Source organism: Pseudonocardia sp. HH130630-07, from assembly GCF_001698125.1.
Lineage (GTDB): Bacteria > Actinomycetota > Actinomycetes > Mycobacteriales > Pseudonocardiaceae > Pseudonocardia.
This window is the reverse complement of sequence record NZ_CP013854.1, coordinates 2,565,467-2,581,801: the sequence shown is the minus strand read 5'-3', so window position 1 is coordinate 2,581,801 and position 16,335 is coordinate 2,565,467. Positions and strand designations below refer to the sequence as shown.

The window sequence follows — 16,335 nt, the reverse complement described above, 5'->3', positions numbered from 1 at the left end:
CGGACACGGAGGCCGGATGGACATCGGACTGAGGGACAGGGTCGCGCTGGTGCTGGGGTCGACGGCCGGACTCGGCCGGGCGTCCGCCGCGGCGCTGGCCGCCGAGGGGGCACGGGTCGTCGTCACCGGGCGCCGCGCGGAACGGGTGGACGAGGTCGTGGCGTCGCTGCCGGGCTCGACCGGGGTGGTCGCCGACCTGACCGAGCCCGACGCCCCGGCCCGGCTGGCGGCGGCGGCCCGTGCGGCGTTCGGCCGGATCGACGTCCTCGTGCTCAACGGCGGCGGCCCGGCCCCCGGGGCGCCCGACGACTTCACCGCCGCGGACGCGGCGGCCGCGGTCGAGCTGCTGCTCGCCCCGCACGTCGCGCTGGTCGGGCAGGTGCTGCCGGAGATGCGCCGGGCCGGGTGGGGACGGATCGTCGCCATCGGTTCCAGCGGTATCCAGCAGCCGATCCCGGCGCTCACCGCGTCCAACGTCGGCCGGGCCGCGCTCGCCGCGTACCTCAAGACGCTGGCCGGCCGGGTCGCGGTCGACGGGGTCACGGTGAACACCGTGCTGCCCGGCCGGATCGACACCGACCGGGTGGCCCACCTCGACCGGATCGCCGCCGAGCGCGCCGGGACGACCCCGGAGCAGGCCAGGGCCGGCTCCGAGGGCGGCATCCCGGCCGGGAGGTACGGCACCCCGGACGAGTTCGGGGCGGTCGTCGCCTTCCTCGCCGGCACCGGTGCCGGGTACGTCACCGGCAGCCAGATCCGCTGCGACGGCGGCCTCGTCGCCGCCCCGTGAGCAGGAGCCCGCACATGCGTCTCGCCACCGTCGTCGACGGACCCGACCGGGCCGCCGTCCTGATCGACCCCGGCCGCGGGGCCGTGCCGGTGCACCGGCTCACCGGCGGCCCGCGCGGCCGGGGCCGCGCCGGACGGGGAGTTCGTGCCCGTCCGGCGGCTCCGGTTCGCCGCGCCCTACCTGCGCCCCCGCAAGATCTGGGGGATCGGGCTGAACTACGTGGACCACGCCGCGGACCTGGCCGAGACCGTCCCGGACGAGCCGGCGTCGTTCCTCAAGGGCGACCACACGATCATCGGTCCCGGGGAGCCGATCCCGGTCCCGCCGCAGAGCGTCCGCACCACGACCGAGGGCGAGCTGGCGCTGGTCGTCGGTCGGGAGTGCCGCAACGTGTCCGTCGACGACGCGCTCGAGCACGTCTTCGGGGTGACCACCGTGCTCGACCAGACCGCCGAGGACATCCTGGCGCGCAACCCGCGCTTCCTCACCCGGGCCAAGAACTTCCCCGGTTTCCTGTCGTTCGGCCCGCAGCTGGTCCCGATGGCCGAGGTCCGGACCACCTTCGACCGGATCGGCGACATCGAGGTGACGACCGCGGTCGGCACGCGGAACCGGAGCAACACGGTGTCCCGGATGCGCTACGACCCGGCGTTCCTGGTGGCGTTCCACAGCGCGGTGATGCCGCTGTTCCCGGGTGACGTGCTCTGCACCGGCACGCCGGGTGCGCTCCCGATCCGCCCCGGCGACACGGCGTGCTGCCGGATCCCGGGCGTCGGGGAGCTGACGAACCCGGTCGTCACCGGTCCCTGAACCTGGACATTTTTTATCCTGGATATGTAGTGTCCTGGTCATGCGGATGGGACAGGGCGTCGAGTGGGCGCTGCACTGCTGCCTCAACCTGGCCTGGGTCGACGCACCGGTGCCCGGCCAGCGGCTCGCGGCGTACTACGACCTGCCACCCGCCTACCTGAACAAGCAGTTGCAGGCACTCGTCCGGGCCGGGATCTGCGAGTCGGTGCCCGGCGCCCGCGGCGGTTTCCGGCTCGCCGGGGCCGCCGCCGAGATCTCCCTGCTCGACGTCGTGGTCGCCCTGGAGGGCCGGGAGGGCGCGTTCCGCTGCACCTCGATCCTCTCGGCGTCGCCCGGTGGCGACCCCGGCCGGGACTACTCCGGCTCGTGCGCGATCTCGGTGAGCATGCGCCGCGCCGAACTGGCCTGGCGCCGCGAGCTCGCCGGGCGCTCGCTCGCCGACGTCGGCACCGACGTCCTCCGGTACTCCCCGGACGCGATGGACCGCGTCCGGGCCGCATTCACCTGAAAGGGTTTCCCGTGGAACCACGCATGCCCAACCCGTACTCGCACGTGCCGGACAGCTACCGCGCCCTGGCCGCGCTGGAGCGCTCCACCCGCGACGACGAGGCCCTCCCGCACCCGATCCAGGAACTCGTCCGGTTGCGGGCCAGCCAGATCAACGGCTGCGGGTTCTGCGTCGACATGCACTCCCACGAGGCCGCCGACGCCGGCGAGCGCCCCGAGCGCCTGTACTCGGTCGCCGCCTGGCGGGAGGCGCCGTGGTTCACCCGCGAGGAGCGGGCCGCGCTGGCGCTGACCGAGGCCGTGACCCGGCTGGCGGACAACCCCGAGGGCGTCCCGGACGACGTGTGGGACGAGGCCGCCGCGGTGTTCGACGAGCGGTCGCTCGCCCTCGTCGTCACCACGATCGCCACCATCAACGCCTGGAACCGGATCAGCGTGACGACCAGGCAGATCGCGGGCAGCCACCGCGGCGCGGCATAGCGACACGCCGTTCGCGTGACCCCACTCACCGGCCCGATGGATCCGGGGCGGAATCCCGGTCACCCCTCGTGAGGTTGGACCGAGGCGTTGCCACACGAGGGGGAGAACGGTGACCACAGCCGTCGTCACACCGAGCCGGGTACGGCTCGCACTCGTCCTGGGTGCGCTGATCGCGCTCGGTCCGCTCACCATCGACACCTACCTGCCCGCGCTGCCCGAGGTCGGCCGCGACCTCGGCGCCGCCGGGACGACCGTCCAGCTGACCCTGACCGGCACGCTCGCCGGGCTGGCGCTGGGTCAGCTCCTGATCGGCCCGCTGTCCGACGCGTACGGCCGTCGCCCGCTGCTGCTGGCCGGGGCGGCGCTGCACGTCGTCGCGTCGGCGCTGGTCGCGGTGGCCCCCTCGATCGAGGTGCTCACCCTGCTGCGCGTCCTGCAGGGCGCGGGCGCCTCGGCCGGCGCGGTGGTCGGGCTCGCGATCGTCCGTGACCTGTTCACCGGCCGCGCGGCGGCGAGCATGCTGTCCCGGCTGATGCTCGTCATGGGCGCCGCGCCGGTGCTCGCGCCGACGCTCGGCGCCGGGCTGCTCACCTGGGTGTCCTGGCGCGGGGTGTTCCTGTTCCTCGCGGCGTACGGCCTGGTCATGCTGGTCGTGGTCAGCTACGGGCTGCCGGAGACGCTGCCCCCGGCCCGGCGCCGGCCGGCCCGCCTCGGCGCCACCCTGCGCACCTACGGCACGTTGCTGCGGGACCGGACGTTCGTCGGCCTCGTCCTCGTCGCCGGGCTCGCGATGGGCGCACTGTTCAGCTACGTCTCCGGCGCCTCCTACGTCTTCCAGCAGCAGTTCGGGGTCGACCAGGGGACGTTCGGGCTGCTGTTCGGGGCCGGGGCGATCTGGCTGGTCGTCGGCACCCAGCTGAACCCGGTGCTGCTGCGCTACCTGGAGCCGCGCCGGGTGCTGACCGGCGGGATCACCGCGGGCGTACTGGCCGGGTTCGTCCTGTTCGTCCTGACCTCGACCGGCACCGGTGGCCTCCCCGCCGTGCTCGTCGGCGTCTGGGTGATGCTGCTGGCCTGCGGGTTCGTGATGCCCAACGCACCGGCACTGGCACTCGCCCGGCACGGGGAGAGCGCCGGGACGGCCGCGGCGCTGCTCGGGTCGCTGCAGTTCGGGCTGGGCGCCGCGACGTCGCCGCTGGTCGGCCTGCTCGGCAACGACGCGATGGCGATGGGCACCGCCATGTTCGCCTCGGTCGCGCTGGCCGGGCTGTCGCTGGTGCTGGTCGTGCGGCCGTGGACGCTGCCGGACCTGAACGAGTAGCCCACCCCCGTGGCGGCCTGATCCGACGGGCTCAGTCGTCGGCCAGCGCGGCGACGACGGGCACCCTGGTGGCCCGGCGGGCCGGGAGCACCGAGGCGAGGACCGCGGCCAGCCCGGCACACCGCCGACCAGCAGTGCCATGAGGCCCCACGGCAGGTCCACGACCACCCGGTCGTCGATCACCCGGGCGGCCGCGATCCCGAAGCCGCTCCCGAGCAGCGTCCCCAGCAGGCCGCCGGCGACGCCGAACACCAGCGCCTCGGCGGTGAGCATCGTCCGCAGGCCGGAGGCGGCGAGGCCGAGCGCCCGCAGCATCGCCGACTCCCGGGTGCGTTCCAGCACCGACAGCGTCAGCGTGTTCGCCACACCGACCAGCGAGACGAGCACGGCCAGCGCCAGCAGTGCGGAGATGAGCGCCGTCGCCTGGCCGAAGTTCGCCGCGACCCGCTCGCGCACGTCCAGCGTGGACACGATCCGGACGGTGGGGTCCTGCGCCGTGGCCCGGTCGACGATCGCCCGCGACTGCCCGGCCGGGAGGTCCGGTGCGAACCCGGCCAGCACCGCCGCGTCGCCCCGGCCGGGGAACAGCGACTCGAAGAACGCGTTCCCGACGATCATCCGGGGAACGGCCTCGCCGGTCACCAGGGCGTCGACGACGAGCGGGACCGGACGGCCGTCGACCACGACCGTGATCGTCCCGCCGACCCCGGTGCCCAGCTCCGCGGCCCGTTCTGGGCGCAGCGCCACCCGTCCCGGGCCCAGTGCGGCGGCGGCCGCCGGGGTCAGCGTCCCCTCCATCGTGCTCAGCTGTGCGGGCCCGCCGGCCGTCGTGACCCGGGACTCGCGGACCCGGGTCACGGCGGTGACGGCGGCGTCGCGGCGCAGGTCGTCGTAGACCCCGCGGGCGATCACGGATCCCGGGCCCGTCCCGGGCGGGCTGACGAGGTAGTCGGCGGGCACGAGGCGCGACGCGCCCACGGCGACAGACGCCTCCAGCGACCGCGTGATGACCGAGACACCCGTGGTCAGCGTGATCCCGACGACGAGTGCGAGCACCGTGGTCGCGGCGCGGGCCGGGCTGCGGGCCGCGTTCGCCACGGCCAGCCGCCCCGGCACGCCGAACAGCCGCCCGAGGGGCCGGCCGACGACGGCGACGAGCGGCCCGACGACGACCGGCCCCAGCAGGACCACACCGCCGAAGAACAGCGCGCCACCGACACCGACCAGCACGAGCGGGTACAACCGGCCGTCGCTGAGCAGTGCGAACCCGGTGCACAGCAGGCCCAGCACGCCGAGGGCGATCCCACCGGCCGTCCGCCCGGGCGGCCCGGCGGGTACCCGGTCGTCGACGGCCCGGCGCAGCGCCGCCACCGGCGGGACCCGGGTCGCGGCGCGCGCGGGCAGCACGGCCGCGGCGACGGTGGCCAGCACGCCGGTGAGCGACGCGACGAGGACCGTCACCGGGGTGACGGTGACGACCGAGACCGGGACGGCCGCCCCGGAGACCTGGATCAACGGGACCACCGCGTACACCGCCCCGATCCCGGCGAGCGTCCCGAGCGCGGCGGCGGCGGCGCCCATCACCAGTGCCTCGGCCAGCACCGACCCGAAGACCTGCCTGCGCGACGCCCCCACACAGCGGGCCAGCGCGAGCTCCCGGGTCCGTCGCCCGAGCAGGATCGTGAACGTGTTCTGGATGACGAACACCGCGACCAGCATCGCGACCAGCGCGAACATCAGCAGGCCGGTACCCAGGACCTCGGGATCGAGCCCGCTGCCCGCCGCCTGGGCCTCGGCGTACTCCCGTCCGGTGGTCACCGTGGCCGGGGCGCCGTCGAGCGCCGCGGCGACCCGCGGCACGAGAGCGGCGGGGTCGTCGCCGCGCACGTAGATCTCGCTGAAGCCGGTCGTCCCGGTCATCCGGGCGGCGACGCCGGGCGTCATCCCGACACCACCCCGCAGCACCAGATCACCCTGACCGGCGACGCCCGCGAGCCCGGAGACCACGAACCGGCGCGGCTCGCCGGATGCGGAGTCGAGGATCGCGACCGTGCTCCCGACCCCCTTGCCGAGGACCCGGGACGTCTGCTCGGCCAGCAGCACCTCGCCGTCCGTGGCGGGCGCCCGGCCGGCGACGACGTCGGTGCGGACCGTCACGGAGAAGCCGGCGGGCTGCTCGCGGACCGGCCGGCCGTCGTCGCCCAGGACCGAGACGTCACCGGTCACCAGCCCCTCCGCCGAGCGGACGCCGCCGGTCTCCCGGATCCGCTGCAACCCCTCGCCGGTGAGCGGGCTGAGCCGGCTCGTCGCCGCCGCGACGACGTCGATCCGGGCGGCCCCCGCGACGACGGTGCGCTCGACGTTCGCCCGCAGCGTGTCGCTCACCACCAGCGTCCCCGCCACGAACGCCGTCCCGATGAACGTGGCGAGACCGGCCAGGAGCAGCTTGCGGCCGTGTGCGCGCAGGGCGGCCAGCAGCAGTCGGCGCACCGCTCAGCCCTCCAGCTTCTTCATCGTGTCGAGGACCTCGTCGGCCGTCGGCCGGGACACGTCGTGCACCACCGCGCCGTCCCGCAGGAAGACGACCCGGTCGGCGTAGGACGCCGCGTACGGGTCGTGCGTCACCATCACCACGGTCTGGCCGAACTCGCGCACCGAGACCCGCAGGAACTCGAGCAGATCGGTCCGCGAGTTCGAGTCGAGGTTGCCGGTCGGCTCGTCCGCGAAGACCACCGCCGGGCGGTTCACCAGTGCCCTGGCGACCGCCACCCGCTGCTGCTGCCCGCCGGACAGCTCGGAGGGCCGGTGCCCCAGCCGTCGCCGCAGGCCCAGCCGGTCGACGACGTCGTCGAACCGCGCACCGTCGATCCGGCGGCCCGCGATCTCCGCGGGCAGCCGGATGTTCTCCTCCGCCGTGAGCGTGGGCAGGAGGTTGAAGCTCTGGAAGACGAACCCGATGTGATCACGCCGGAGAGCGGTCATCTCGTGGTCACCGAGTTCGGCGAGCCGGCGGCCGTCGACCTCCACCACCCCGTCGGTCGCCCGGTCGAGCCCGGCCAGGCACTGCAACAACGTCGACTTGCCCGAACCGGACAGCCCCATGACGGCGTTGAACGTCCCGGCCGAGAGCGAGAGGCTCACCCCGTGCAACGCGGTGACCTGCGCGTCTCCCGAGCCGTAGGTCTTCCGGACGCCGACCGCGCGCACGGTCGTCCTCCCGGGTGCGGTCGGATCGTCGGTGATGTCCGGCATGAACGCGAGCCTATACCGCATTCCCCCCACCGTCGTCGTGCTTGATCTATAGTTGACTTCAAGTTTTATCGTGTCCACATGGATGCGAGCATCTACATGGCCATGCGCAACGCCAGCTCCGAGCCGGGCCGGCAGAACCGGCCGGCCGGGGAGACGGTGCGACGGATACTCCGGCTCGCCCGGCCGCACCGCAGACGGATGGGCTGGTTCCTCGCCGCGAGCACGGTGGGGGCCGCGCTCACCGTCGCCACCCCGCTGCTCGCCGGGCGGGCCACCGACGCGATCAACCTCGGCGAGCCGCTGTCGGTGCTGGGGACCGTCGCCGCGTTGATCGCCGTCGCCGCCGTCGCCGAGGCCGGGCTGAGCCTGGTCACCCGCTGGCTGTCGGCGAATCTCGGCGAGGGACTGATCCACCAGCTCCGCACCACGGTCTTCGACCACGTGCAGCGGATGCCGGTCGCGTTCTTCACCCGCACCCGGACCGGCGCGCTGGTGTCCCGGCTGAACTCCGACGTCCTCGGGGCCCAGCGGGCGTTCTCCGACACGCTGTCCGGGGTCGTGTCGAACCTGGTCGTGCTGGCTCTGACGCTGGCCGCGATGCTCACCATCTCCTGGCAGGTCACGCTGCTGGCCGCGGTGCTGCTGCCGGTGTTCCTGGTCCCGGCCCGGCTGATGGGCCGCCGGCTGGCCGCGCTGGAACGCGAGGCCGCCGACCACAACGCGGCGATGAGCACCCGGATGACCGAGCGGTTCTCCGCCCCCGGCGCCACCCTGATCACCCTGTTCGGGCGTCCGGAGCAGGAGTCGCGGGAGTTCGCCGAGCGGGCCGATCGGGTCCGTGCGATCGGGGTGCGCTCGGCGATGCTGCAGTGGACCTTCGTGACGGCGCTGACCCTCGCGTCGTCGCTGGCCGTCGCCCTGGTCTACGGGGTCGGCGGCGGGTTCGCGCTGACCGGCGCGCTGTCCGCGGGCGACGTCGTCGCGCTGGCACTGCTGCTGACCCGGCTCTACCAGCCGCTGACCGCGCTGGCCGGTGCCCGGATGGAGATCATGACCGTGCTGGTCAGCTTCGAGCGGGTGTTCGAGGTGCTCGACCTGGAGCCGATGATCACCGACGCACCGGGTGCCCGGCCGGTCCCCGGCGGCCCGGTCGGTGTCGAGTTCGACCGCGTCTCGTTCGCCTACCCGAGGGCCGACCAGGTCTCGCTGGCCTCGCTGGAGGAGGTCGCGACGCTCGACACCCGCGGTGGCGAGGAGGTGCTGCACGACGTGTCGTTCAGCGTCCCGGCCGGGCGGATGGTCGCGCTCGTCGGGTCCTCCGGGGCCGGCAAGTCGACGGTGGCCCAGCTCGTGGCCCGGCTCTACGACGCCGGGTCGGGCGCGGTGCGGATCGGCGGGGCCGACGTCCGGGAGCTGACCGCGGCGTCGGTGCACCGGACGGTCGGGTTCGTGACCCAGGACGGCCACCTGCTGCACGACACGATCGCCGCGAACCTGCGGATCGGCGCCCCGGACGCCGGTGACGGCGAACTGTGGGACGCCCTGCGCCGGGCCCGGCTGACCGACCTGGTCGCGTCCCTGCCGGACGGGCTGGACACCGTCGTCGGCGAGCGGGGCTACCGGCTCTCCGGCGGTGAGCGGCAGCGGATGACGATCGCCAGGGTGCTGCTGGCCCGGCCGCGGGTGGTGGTGCTGGACGAGGCCACCGCCAGCCTGGACTCGACGTCCGAGGCCGCCGTGCAGGCCGCGCTCGCCGAGGCCCTCGACGGCCGGACGGCGATCGTGATCGCGCACCGGCTGTCCACCGTCCGCGACGCCGACGAGATCCTGGTGCTCGAGGGCGGGCGGATCGTCGAGCGCGGCGGCCACGCGGCGCTGCTGGCCCGCGACGGCCGCTACGCCGAGCTGCACCGCACCCAGTTCGGCAGTGCGCTCGCCGCGTGAGGGCGGCTCAGGCGAAGTCGTCGGGGGACACGTCGTCGATGAAGGCGCGGAACTGCCGGAGCTGCTGCTCCGGCGGTTCGGTGGGCGGCCCGGACGACGCTGCACGGGCCTGCGCGGCCGAGCCGCTCGCGTCCGCGGCGTCCGGGGGCAGCACCTCGCCGACCGGCTGACCCGCCTGGTCGATGACGTGCTCGGCCATGCCGATCCGCAGTCCCTCGCGGACCGCGACCGCCAGCGCGTCCGACGGCCGCACGGCCAGCCGGGTACCGCCGTCGAACACCAGCTCGGCCGTGTAGACGCCGTCGGCGAGGTCGCTGATCTCGATCGACTCGATCGTCCGGCCGAGCGCCGCGACCACCGGGAGCAGGACGTCCTGGGTGAGCGGGGTCCCGGAGGTGTCGTCGGGGTCCCGGCGGCCGACCGCGATCACCTCGGCCTGCGGGGGCCGCAGGAACACCGGGACGCACCGGTCGCCGCCCTCCTCGCCGAGCAGGAGTACCGGCTGGCGGGAACGGGCGTGCACGATCAGTCGCAGGACGTGCATCGTCCGGGCCATCGGACCAGTGTCCCCGCCGGTGGTGCCGGGAGCCGTCTCACTACGAGACGGTTCAGCCCCGGCCGAGCCACGGCATCGTCGTCGCGGCGATCGTGAGGAACTGGACGTTCGCCGTCAGGGGCAGCCCGGCCATGTGGACCACCGCTCCGGCGACGTGTGCGACGTCGAAGGTCGCCTCCGGCCGCACCGTCCCGTCGGCCTGCTTCGCGCCGGTCGCGATCCCGGCGGTCATGTCGGTGGCCGCGTTGCCGATGTCGATCTGCCCGCAGGCGATGCCGTGCGCGCGGCCGTCGAGCGAGAGCGACTTCGTCAGGCCGGTGATCGCGTGCTTGGTCGCGGTGTAGGCGGCGCTGCCCGGGCGCGGCACGTGCGCCGAGATCGAGCCGTTGTTGATGATGCGGCCGCCCTGCGGACGCTGCTCGCGCATCGCGGCGAACGCCGCCCGCGCGCAGAGGAACGACCCGGTCAGGTTGACGGCGACGGCGTCGTTCCAGTCCTCGACGGCGATCTCGTCGACGGTGCCGGCCGGGCCGAACGTGCCGGCGTTGTTGACCAGCAGGTCCACCCGGCCCCAGCGGTCCCGCACCGCCGCGAACAGGGCCGCGACCGACTCCGGATCGGTGACGTCGGTCCCCACCGGGTACGCGTCGGCGCGGCCGGCGGCGACCCCGTCGAGCTTCGCCGCCCGGCGCCCGGCGAGGGCGACCCGCCACCCGGCGTCGAGCAGGGCGCCCGCCACCGCCGCCCCGATCCCGGACCCGGCCCCGGTCACCACCGCCACACCGTTCATGGCGGCCAGCCTGGCACGCCGCGGGCGGTGACGCGGCACACAGATCGTCACACCGGGCCCGTGGGCGGTGTCCCCATCCCGACCGTTCCGGCAGCGAGGGAGACGACCATGGGTGGCACGGTTCTGGTGGTGGGCGCGGGCTACGCGGGCGTGACGGCGGCGAACCGGCTGGCCCGCACGAGCGGTACCGAGGTGACGCTCGCCGACCCGCGGGACGAGTTCGTCGAGCGGATCCGGCTGCACCGGCTCGCCGCGGGCAGCGGCCCGGCGACGGTGCCGCTGGCGCGGGTGCTCGACCCGCGGGTCCGCACCCGGCGGGCCCGGGTCACCGCGATCGGGGACGGCACCGTGACCCTCGACGACGGCGGCGGGCTGCGGTTCGATCGCCTGGTGTACGCGGTGGGCAGCGGAGGCTCCGGCACCCCGGCGGACGAGGGGTACCGGGTGGACACCCTGGAGGCCGCCACCCGGCTGCGGACGGCCGTCGCCGGTCTGGCCGCGGGCGCGCCGGTCGTCGTGGTCGGTGGCGGGCCGACCGGGGTGGAGACGGTGACCGAGCTGGCCGGCGCGCGTCCCGACCTGCGGGTGCGGCTGGTGACCGACGCCGAGGTGGCCGCCGGGCTCGGCGCGCCGGCCCGGCAGCGGGTGCGGGACCGGCTGGCCGGGCTGGGCGTCGAGCTGCGGGAGCACACCGTGGTGACCGACCCGATCGGGCTCGGCGCCGCGCTGCTCGTGTGGGCGACCCGGCCCGGGGTGCCGGATCTCGCCCGGCGCAGCGGCCTGCCGGTGGACGGGGCCGGACGGCTCGTCGTGGACCGGACGCTGACAAGCGTCGGGGACGCGCGGATCGTCGGGGCGGGGGACGCCGTCGTCGCACCGGCGGAGGTCGGGTTCGTCCGCGAGAGCTGCCAGGCGGCCGTCCCGCTCGGGGTCGCCGCGGCCCGGACCGTCCGGGCGGGGCTGCGCGGGCGGCCCGCACCGGCGGCGTCGGTCGTCTACCGGGCGGTGTGCCTGTCGCTCGGGCCGGGCAGCGGGCTCGTGCAGGCGGTCGACCGGCGGGACGTGCCACGCCCGCTCACGGTCGGCGGGCGGACGGGTGCCGTGGTGAAGGAGCAGGTGTGCCGGTACACGGTGCGGGCCGTGCGGGGACGGGTCGCGTGACCGGGCCGGGCGACGGTCCGCTCGCCGCGTTCGGGCGGCACCGCGGCCTGCTGTTCCGGCTGGCCTACGACATCCTCGGCAGCGTCGCCGACGTCGAGGACGTGCTGCAGGACACCTGGCTGCGCTGGGCCGGCGTCGAGCACGACCTGGTGGCCGATCCGCGGGCCTACCTGGCCAGGATCGTCACCCGGCAGGCGCTGAACCGGCTGCGCAGCACGGCCAGGGCCCGCGAGACCTATCCCGGCCCGTGGCTGCCCGAGCCGTTGCCGTCCGGGTCCGGCGCGGACGACCAGGTCCTGCGCACCGACGACGTGTCGGTCGCGATGCTGCTCGTCCTGGAGACGCTGTCCCCCGAGGAGCGGGCGGTCTTCGTCCTGCGGGAGGCGTTCGACGTCGGCTACGAGGAGATCGCCGGGATCCTGGACCGCCCGGCCGCGACGGTGCGCCAGATCGCGCACCGGGCCCGCGCGCACGTTCGGGCCCGCCGTCCGCGGTTCACCGTGCCGCCGGAGCGGGCGCGGCGGGTCGCGGAGGCGTTCGTCGGGGCGACGCTGGGCGGCGACCTCGACGGGGTGACGGCACTGCTGGCCCCGGACGTCGTGTCCGTCTCGGACGGCGGCGGGCGGGTCTCGGCGGCACGGCACCCGGTGCACGGCCGGGACCGGGTGGCCCGGTTCCTGGTGGGGCTCACCCGGTACCCGATGCCCGGCGGCGGCCCGGAGTTCGGCGTGTTCAACGGCCTGCCGGGCGTGCTGCTGCGGGCCGGTGACGCCGTGGACACGGCGTTCCTGGTCGAGGTGTCCGACGTCGACGGCGCGGACCTGGTCACGGCCGTGTACGCGGTGCGCAACCCGGACAAGCTGGCGCATCTCTAGCCGATCGATCGCGCTGTCTGCCGCCGTCTAGCAACGACACGAGAAAACGGCAGACGAGGACATCGACCGGTCGATCGGGCCGTCTCCGACTTTCTAGCGTCAACCCGAGACAGGCGCAGACGACGACATCGAACCGATCCGATGTCGCGACATACTCCTGTCTAGCGTCGCCCCGATACGGTCGGATACGAGGCGATCGATCCGGTTCCCTCTCTCGTCGGCGCAGCGCAGCAGCCCTGCATCGAACATGTGTGCGACACCCTCCGGGTCAACGCCCGGGGTCGGCGAACACCTCGGGGACGGTGGGCCCCCGCCGCCGCACCCGGCCGGCGGACTCGCCGTTCACCCGCGCGAAGGCCCGGGTGAACGCGGCCTCCGAGCGGTACCCGAACCGGCGGGCGGCCTCGGCCACTGTGACACCTCCCCCCGACAGGACGTCCACGGCGGCCCGCATCCGCCACCGCGTCAAGTACGCCATCGCGGGCTCGCCGACCAGCTCGGTGAACCGGGCGGCGAACGCCGAGCGGGACATGCCCGCCACCTCCGCGAGCGCCGCGACCGTCCAGTCCCGCTCCGGCTCCCGGTGCACCGCGGCCAGCGCCGGGCCGATCCGGGCGTCGGCCAGCGCGCCGGGCCAGCCCGGCCGGGCGCCCCGGTCACTCGCCAGCCGGGCCCGGATCGCCTGGATGACCAGCACGTCGGCCAGCCGGGTCACGACCGCGTCGCTGCCGGGACCGCCGTCCTCGACCTCGGCCGCGAGCAGGCGCAGCGTGTCCTGCACCCGGTCACCCAGCGGCGAGGCCTCGACCCGGATCAGCGGCGGCAGCCGGTCGACGAGGTCCTGCGCCGCGGGATGGGCGAACCGGACGGCGCCGCACACCATCCTCGTCACCGGGCCGCCCCCACCGTGGTGGAGCAGGCCGTAGCGACCGCCGAGCGTCGGGTGCGGGATCGACCGGATGTCCGGCGCGGGGACCTCCGTCGCACTGCGCAGCACGTGTCCGGTGCCGTGCGGGACGACGACGAGCTCCCCCGGCCGCAGCGTCCGCTCCTCGCCGGCGACCGTCAGCCGGGCACCGCCGGAGGTGACGACGTGGAACCACAGGCACCCGGGCGTCGCGGGCAGCGTCATGCCCCACGGCTCGGACAGCTCGCACCGGCAGTGGAAGACGCCGTCCATGCGCAGGACGTGCAGCGCCTCGCCGAGCGGGTCGGCGACCGGGAACGGCGGCGCGGCGGACACCGGCACAGCATGACAGTTCATCCACAGGCCGTCCCCAGGTGTGGACGCTCGAACAACAGATGTGGACTCCTGTGGATTGTCCGTCCGTAGACGGGCCGACAAGCTGGATTCATGTTCGGACGACATGGATTCGAGAGGGGACGCACCATGACCGGAGTGCTCGACACCGTGATCGGCACCGCGACCGGGACCGGCGCCGGCCTGCTCGGCGGGATCTACCTGGCCTTCTCGGTCGCGGTGCTGCCCGCGCTGGGGAACCGGCCGGCCACCGAGGCGGCGGAGACCATGCGCGAGATCAACCGGGTGATCGTCAACCCGGCGTTCCTCGTGCTGTTCGTGGGCACCGCGCTCGCCGCGACGGCGCTGCTCGTCGCCGGGGTGCTGGCGGGGGCGCCGCTGCGGGTCGCGGCCGGGATCGTCGTCCTGGCCGGGTTCGCCGTCACGATCGCGGTGAACATCCCGCTCAACGAGGCCCTGGAGCGCGGCGGGGACTGGGCGGCGTTCGCGCCGAACTGGACGTGGGCCAACCACGCGCGCGGGGCCCTCTCGGCACTGGGCGTGCTGCTCCTGCTGCTCTGAGTCCGCTCCGAGCGGCTCCGGGCCCACTCCGAGTCGAACATGTGTGCGACATCTTGGGGACGCCCCTGGCCCCGGGCGAGCCGGGCGGTGCACCCTGGTCCGGCATCCGCTCCCCCGGGTGCGGACCGGCTGTCGCCGACAGCGCCGAACCAGCACCACCCGGGGGATCATGAACACCCACGAACGACGCCGGCTGGCCGCCCTGCGCGCGGACCGCGAGACCGTGCTCGCCGCCGCCGCCGGGCTACGGCACGAGGCGGTTCAGGCGTACTACGCCGGGCACCTGCCCCGCCCGGAGTACGCCTTCGGCCTGGCGTCGGTACTCGAGCTGCTGGGCACCCGGGTCGCCGACCTGGACCCGGACATCCGCGCGCACGTCGTACGGGTGTCGCGGGAGATGACCGGCGACGGGATGGACCAGCCTTCGGTCCGCCGTACCCGTCGCCGGTGAGTGTCCGTCCACAGGCGGGCCGAGTTGTCCACAGGTGTGCACACAGCTGGGGACAGCTCGAACCCGCGTTCGAGAAGGGGCCTCAGCGCACGCCTTCCATGAGCACCTTCAGCTTCGGGACCGTGGCGAGGACGACCGCTCCCACGACGACCGCGGCGACGCCGGTGATGCCGAAGTAGGCGACCTCGTTGTCCGCGCTGTAGAAGTCCGCGAGCACACCGGCCAGCACCGACCCCATCGACACCGACAGGAAGAACAGGGCCACCATCTGGGTCTGGAACGCCCGCGGTGCGAGCTTGGTCGACAGCGACTGGCCGACCGGTGAGGTGAACAGCTCGGCGACGCAGAAGACCAGCAGGATGCCGGCCACCGCGAGCAGCGGCGTGCCGTTCGCACCGGTCCCCGCCAGCGGCACGAAGAGCAGGAACCCGAGACCCACGACGATCGTCCCGATCGCCATCTTGGTCGGCGACGCGGGCTGGCGCGGACCGAGCTTCGTCCACACCGCCGCGAACACGCCCGCCAGGACGACCACGAAGAACGGCTCGATCGACTGCACGGTGCCGGCCGGGATCTCGAAGAGGCCGAACACCGAGCGGTCCACCCGCTCGTCCGCATAGATCGTCAGCACGGTGAAGATCTGCTGGAAGATCGCCCAGAAGACCGCACTGGCCACCCACATCGGCACGAAGGCGAGCACCCGGCGGCGCTCGATCGGATCGACCTTCGGGCTGCTCAGCATGAGCGCGAAGTAGCCGACCGTGGCGATCGCGACGATCGCGGTCACGATGTAGTCCAGGCGCCCGGCCGTGATCACGCCGGTGAAGGTGAGCACCAGCAGCACGACGACCGCCGCGACACCGATCAACCCGGCGCGGGTCCGCTGCGTGGCCGGGAGCGGGTTGGGGGCGGTCCGGCCACCGGCCGGGAGGTTGCGGCGGAAGAGCGAGTACTGGATCAGCCCGATCGCCATCCCGACCGCGGCCAACCCGAAGCCGATGTGGAAGCTGGCCGTCCGGGTCTGCACGACCGGGGTGAGGATCTGCCCGAGCAGCGAACCGATGTTGACACCGAGATAGAAGATCGAGAATCCGGCGTCGCGGCGGTCGTCGCCCTCGCCGTAGAGCATGGCGATGATCGTCGAGGCGTTCGCCTTGACGCCGCCGCTGCCGAACGCGACCAGGACGAGGCCGACGGCGAGCCCGGTCCCGCCGGGCAGCACGGCGAGCGCGATGTGGCCGGCCATGACCGAGATCGCGCTGCCGAACAGCACACGTTCCGGGCCGAACAGCCGGTCGCCCACCCAGGCCGCGAGGATCGTCGACAGGTAGACCGTGCCGCCGTACGCACCCACGACGCCGGCCGCGACTCCCTGGTCGTAGCCGAGCCCGCCGTCGGTGACGGCGTTGTACATGTACAGCAGCAGGATCGACTGCATCCCGTAGAACGAGAAGCGCTCGAACATCTCGACGCCGAACAGCGTTCCGAGCTGGAGGGGATGGCCGAGGAAGGTCCGCTCCCGGCGTACTGGCGATGTCGTGCTGTCGGTCACCGGGCCCGGTCTACTCGCCGAGTT

The 16,335-nt window shown here is 74.2% G+C and carries 15 protein-coding genes and 1 pseudogene; 10 read left to right on the top strand and 6 right to left on the bottom strand.

Features of this window, described 5'->3' with window-relative positions:
• Positions 1-16: 16 nt before the first annotated feature.
• The 5 genes from AFB00_RS12595 (at position 17) to AFB00_RS33995 (ending at position 3,908) form a co-directional block, all read left to right on the top strand.
• Positions 17-790 carry an SDR family oxidoreductase gene (locus tag AFB00_RS12595; RefSeq protein ID WP_068797397.1) on the top strand — a complete coding sequence of 258 codons (774 nt, stop codon included), beginning with the start codon at positions 17-19 and terminating at the stop codon, positions 788-790.
• A gap of 144 nt (positions 791-934) precedes the next feature.
• Entirely contained in the window at positions 935-1,600 is a 666-nt protein-coding gene (locus tag AFB00_RS12590) for a fumarylacetoacetate hydrolase family protein (RefSeq protein ID WP_068797396.1), read from the top strand.
• 40 nt (positions 1,601-1,640) lie between these two features.
• Entirely contained in the window at positions 1,641-2,108 is a 468-nt protein-coding gene (locus AFB00_RS12585; protein ID WP_068797395.1) for an RrF2 family transcriptional regulator, read from the top strand.
• A 23-nt stretch (positions 2,109-2,131) separates the two neighbouring features.
• On the top strand, positions 2,132-2,587 hold the full coding sequence (locus tag AFB00_RS12580; protein ID WP_231974354.1) for a carboxymuconolactone decarboxylase family protein: 456 nt from the start codon (positions 2,132-2,134) through the stop codon (positions 2,585-2,587).
• Between the two features lie 109 nt (positions 2,588-2,696).
• Positions 2,697-3,908, top strand: coding sequence for a multidrug effflux MFS transporter (locus AFB00_RS33995; protein ID WP_083275480.1), 1,212 nt, complete (start codon positions 2,697-2,699; stop codon positions 3,906-3,908).
• Between the two features lie 249 nt (positions 3,909-4,157).
• On the opposite strand, the pseudogene AFB00_RS35795 reads toward AFB00_RS33995, so the two are convergent.
• Positions 4,158-5,627 (bottom strand): annotated as a pseudogene (locus tag AFB00_RS35795) (FtsX-like permease family protein); the annotation flags it as partial.
• Between the two features lie 774 nt (positions 5,628-6,401).
• The gene (locus tag AFB00_RS12570; protein ID WP_068797392.1) at positions 6,402-7,160 is read right to left on the bottom strand and encodes an ABC transporter ATP-binding protein; all 759 of its coding nucleotides are present in this window, start codon (positions 7,158-7,160) and stop codon (positions 6,402-6,404) included.
• Positions 7,161-7,238: 78 nt separating this feature from the next.
• Between AFB00_RS12570 and AFB00_RS12565 the strand changes: the two genes are divergently transcribed.
• The gene (locus AFB00_RS12565) at positions 7,239-9,104 is read left to right on the top strand and encodes an ABC transporter ATP-binding protein (RefSeq protein WP_068797391.1); all 1,866 of its coding nucleotides are present in this window, start codon (positions 7,239-7,241) and stop codon (positions 9,102-9,104) included.
• Positions 9,105-9,111: 7 nt separating this feature from the next.
• On the opposite strand, the gene AFB00_RS12560 is transcribed toward AFB00_RS12565, so the two are convergent.
• Both AFB00_RS12560 and AFB00_RS12555 read right to left on the bottom strand, forming a co-directional pair.
• A complete protein-coding gene (locus tag AFB00_RS12560) occupies positions 9,112-9,660 on the bottom strand; it encodes a bifunctional nuclease family protein (RefSeq protein ID WP_068797390.1) in 549 nt (182 codons plus the stop codon).
• A gap of 52 nt (positions 9,661-9,712) precedes the next feature.
• Positions 9,713-10,450 (bottom strand): SDR family oxidoreductase, encoded by a 738-nt coding sequence (locus AFB00_RS12555; RefSeq protein WP_068800249.1) that lies wholly within the window; start codon positions 10,448-10,450, stop codon positions 9,713-9,715.
• A 108-nt stretch (positions 10,451-10,558) separates the two neighbouring features.
• Here AFB00_RS12555 and AFB00_RS12550 point away from each other — a divergent pair, with 108 nt between their 5' ends.
• Positions 10,559-11,611 (top strand): FAD-dependent oxidoreductase, encoded by a 1,053-nt coding sequence (locus tag AFB00_RS12550; protein ID WP_068797389.1) that lies wholly within the window; start codon positions 10,559-10,561, stop codon positions 11,609-11,611.
• Positions 11,608-12,486, top strand: a complete 879-nt coding sequence (sigJ, locus tag AFB00_RS12545) for an RNA polymerase sigma factor SigJ (RefSeq protein WP_068800248.1) — start codon at positions 11,608-11,610, stop codon at positions 12,484-12,486. Before AFB00_RS12550 ends, sigJ begins: the two co-directional genes overlap by 4 nt.
• Before the next feature lie 268 nt (positions 12,487-12,754).
• Here the strand turns inward: sigJ and AFB00_RS12540 are convergent, their stop codons facing one another.
• Positions 12,755-13,729, bottom strand: a complete 975-nt coding sequence (locus AFB00_RS12540; RefSeq protein WP_083276023.1) for an AraC family transcriptional regulator — start codon at positions 13,727-13,729, stop codon at positions 12,755-12,757.
• Positions 13,730-13,876: 147 nt separating this feature from the next.
• Between AFB00_RS12540 and AFB00_RS12535 the strand changes: the two genes are divergently transcribed.
• Complete coding sequence (locus tag AFB00_RS12535; RefSeq protein WP_068797387.1) at positions 13,877-14,308, top strand: anthrone oxygenase family protein; 432 nt, start codon at positions 13,877-13,879, stop codon at positions 14,306-14,308.
• Positions 14,309-14,477: 169 nt separating this feature from the next.
• Positions 14,478-14,759 (top strand): hypothetical protein, encoded by a 282-nt coding sequence (locus AFB00_RS12530; RefSeq protein WP_068797386.1) that lies wholly within the window; start codon positions 14,478-14,480, stop codon positions 14,757-14,759.
• Between the two features lie 82 nt (positions 14,760-14,841).
• Here the strand turns inward: AFB00_RS12530 and AFB00_RS12525 are convergent, their stop codons facing one another.
• Positions 14,842-16,311 carry a peptide MFS transporter gene (locus AFB00_RS12525; protein ID WP_068797385.1) on the bottom strand — a complete coding sequence of 490 codons (1,470 nt, stop codon included), beginning with the start codon at positions 16,309-16,311 and terminating at the stop codon, positions 14,842-14,844.
• Between the last annotated feature and the right edge of the window lie 24 nt (positions 16,312-16,335).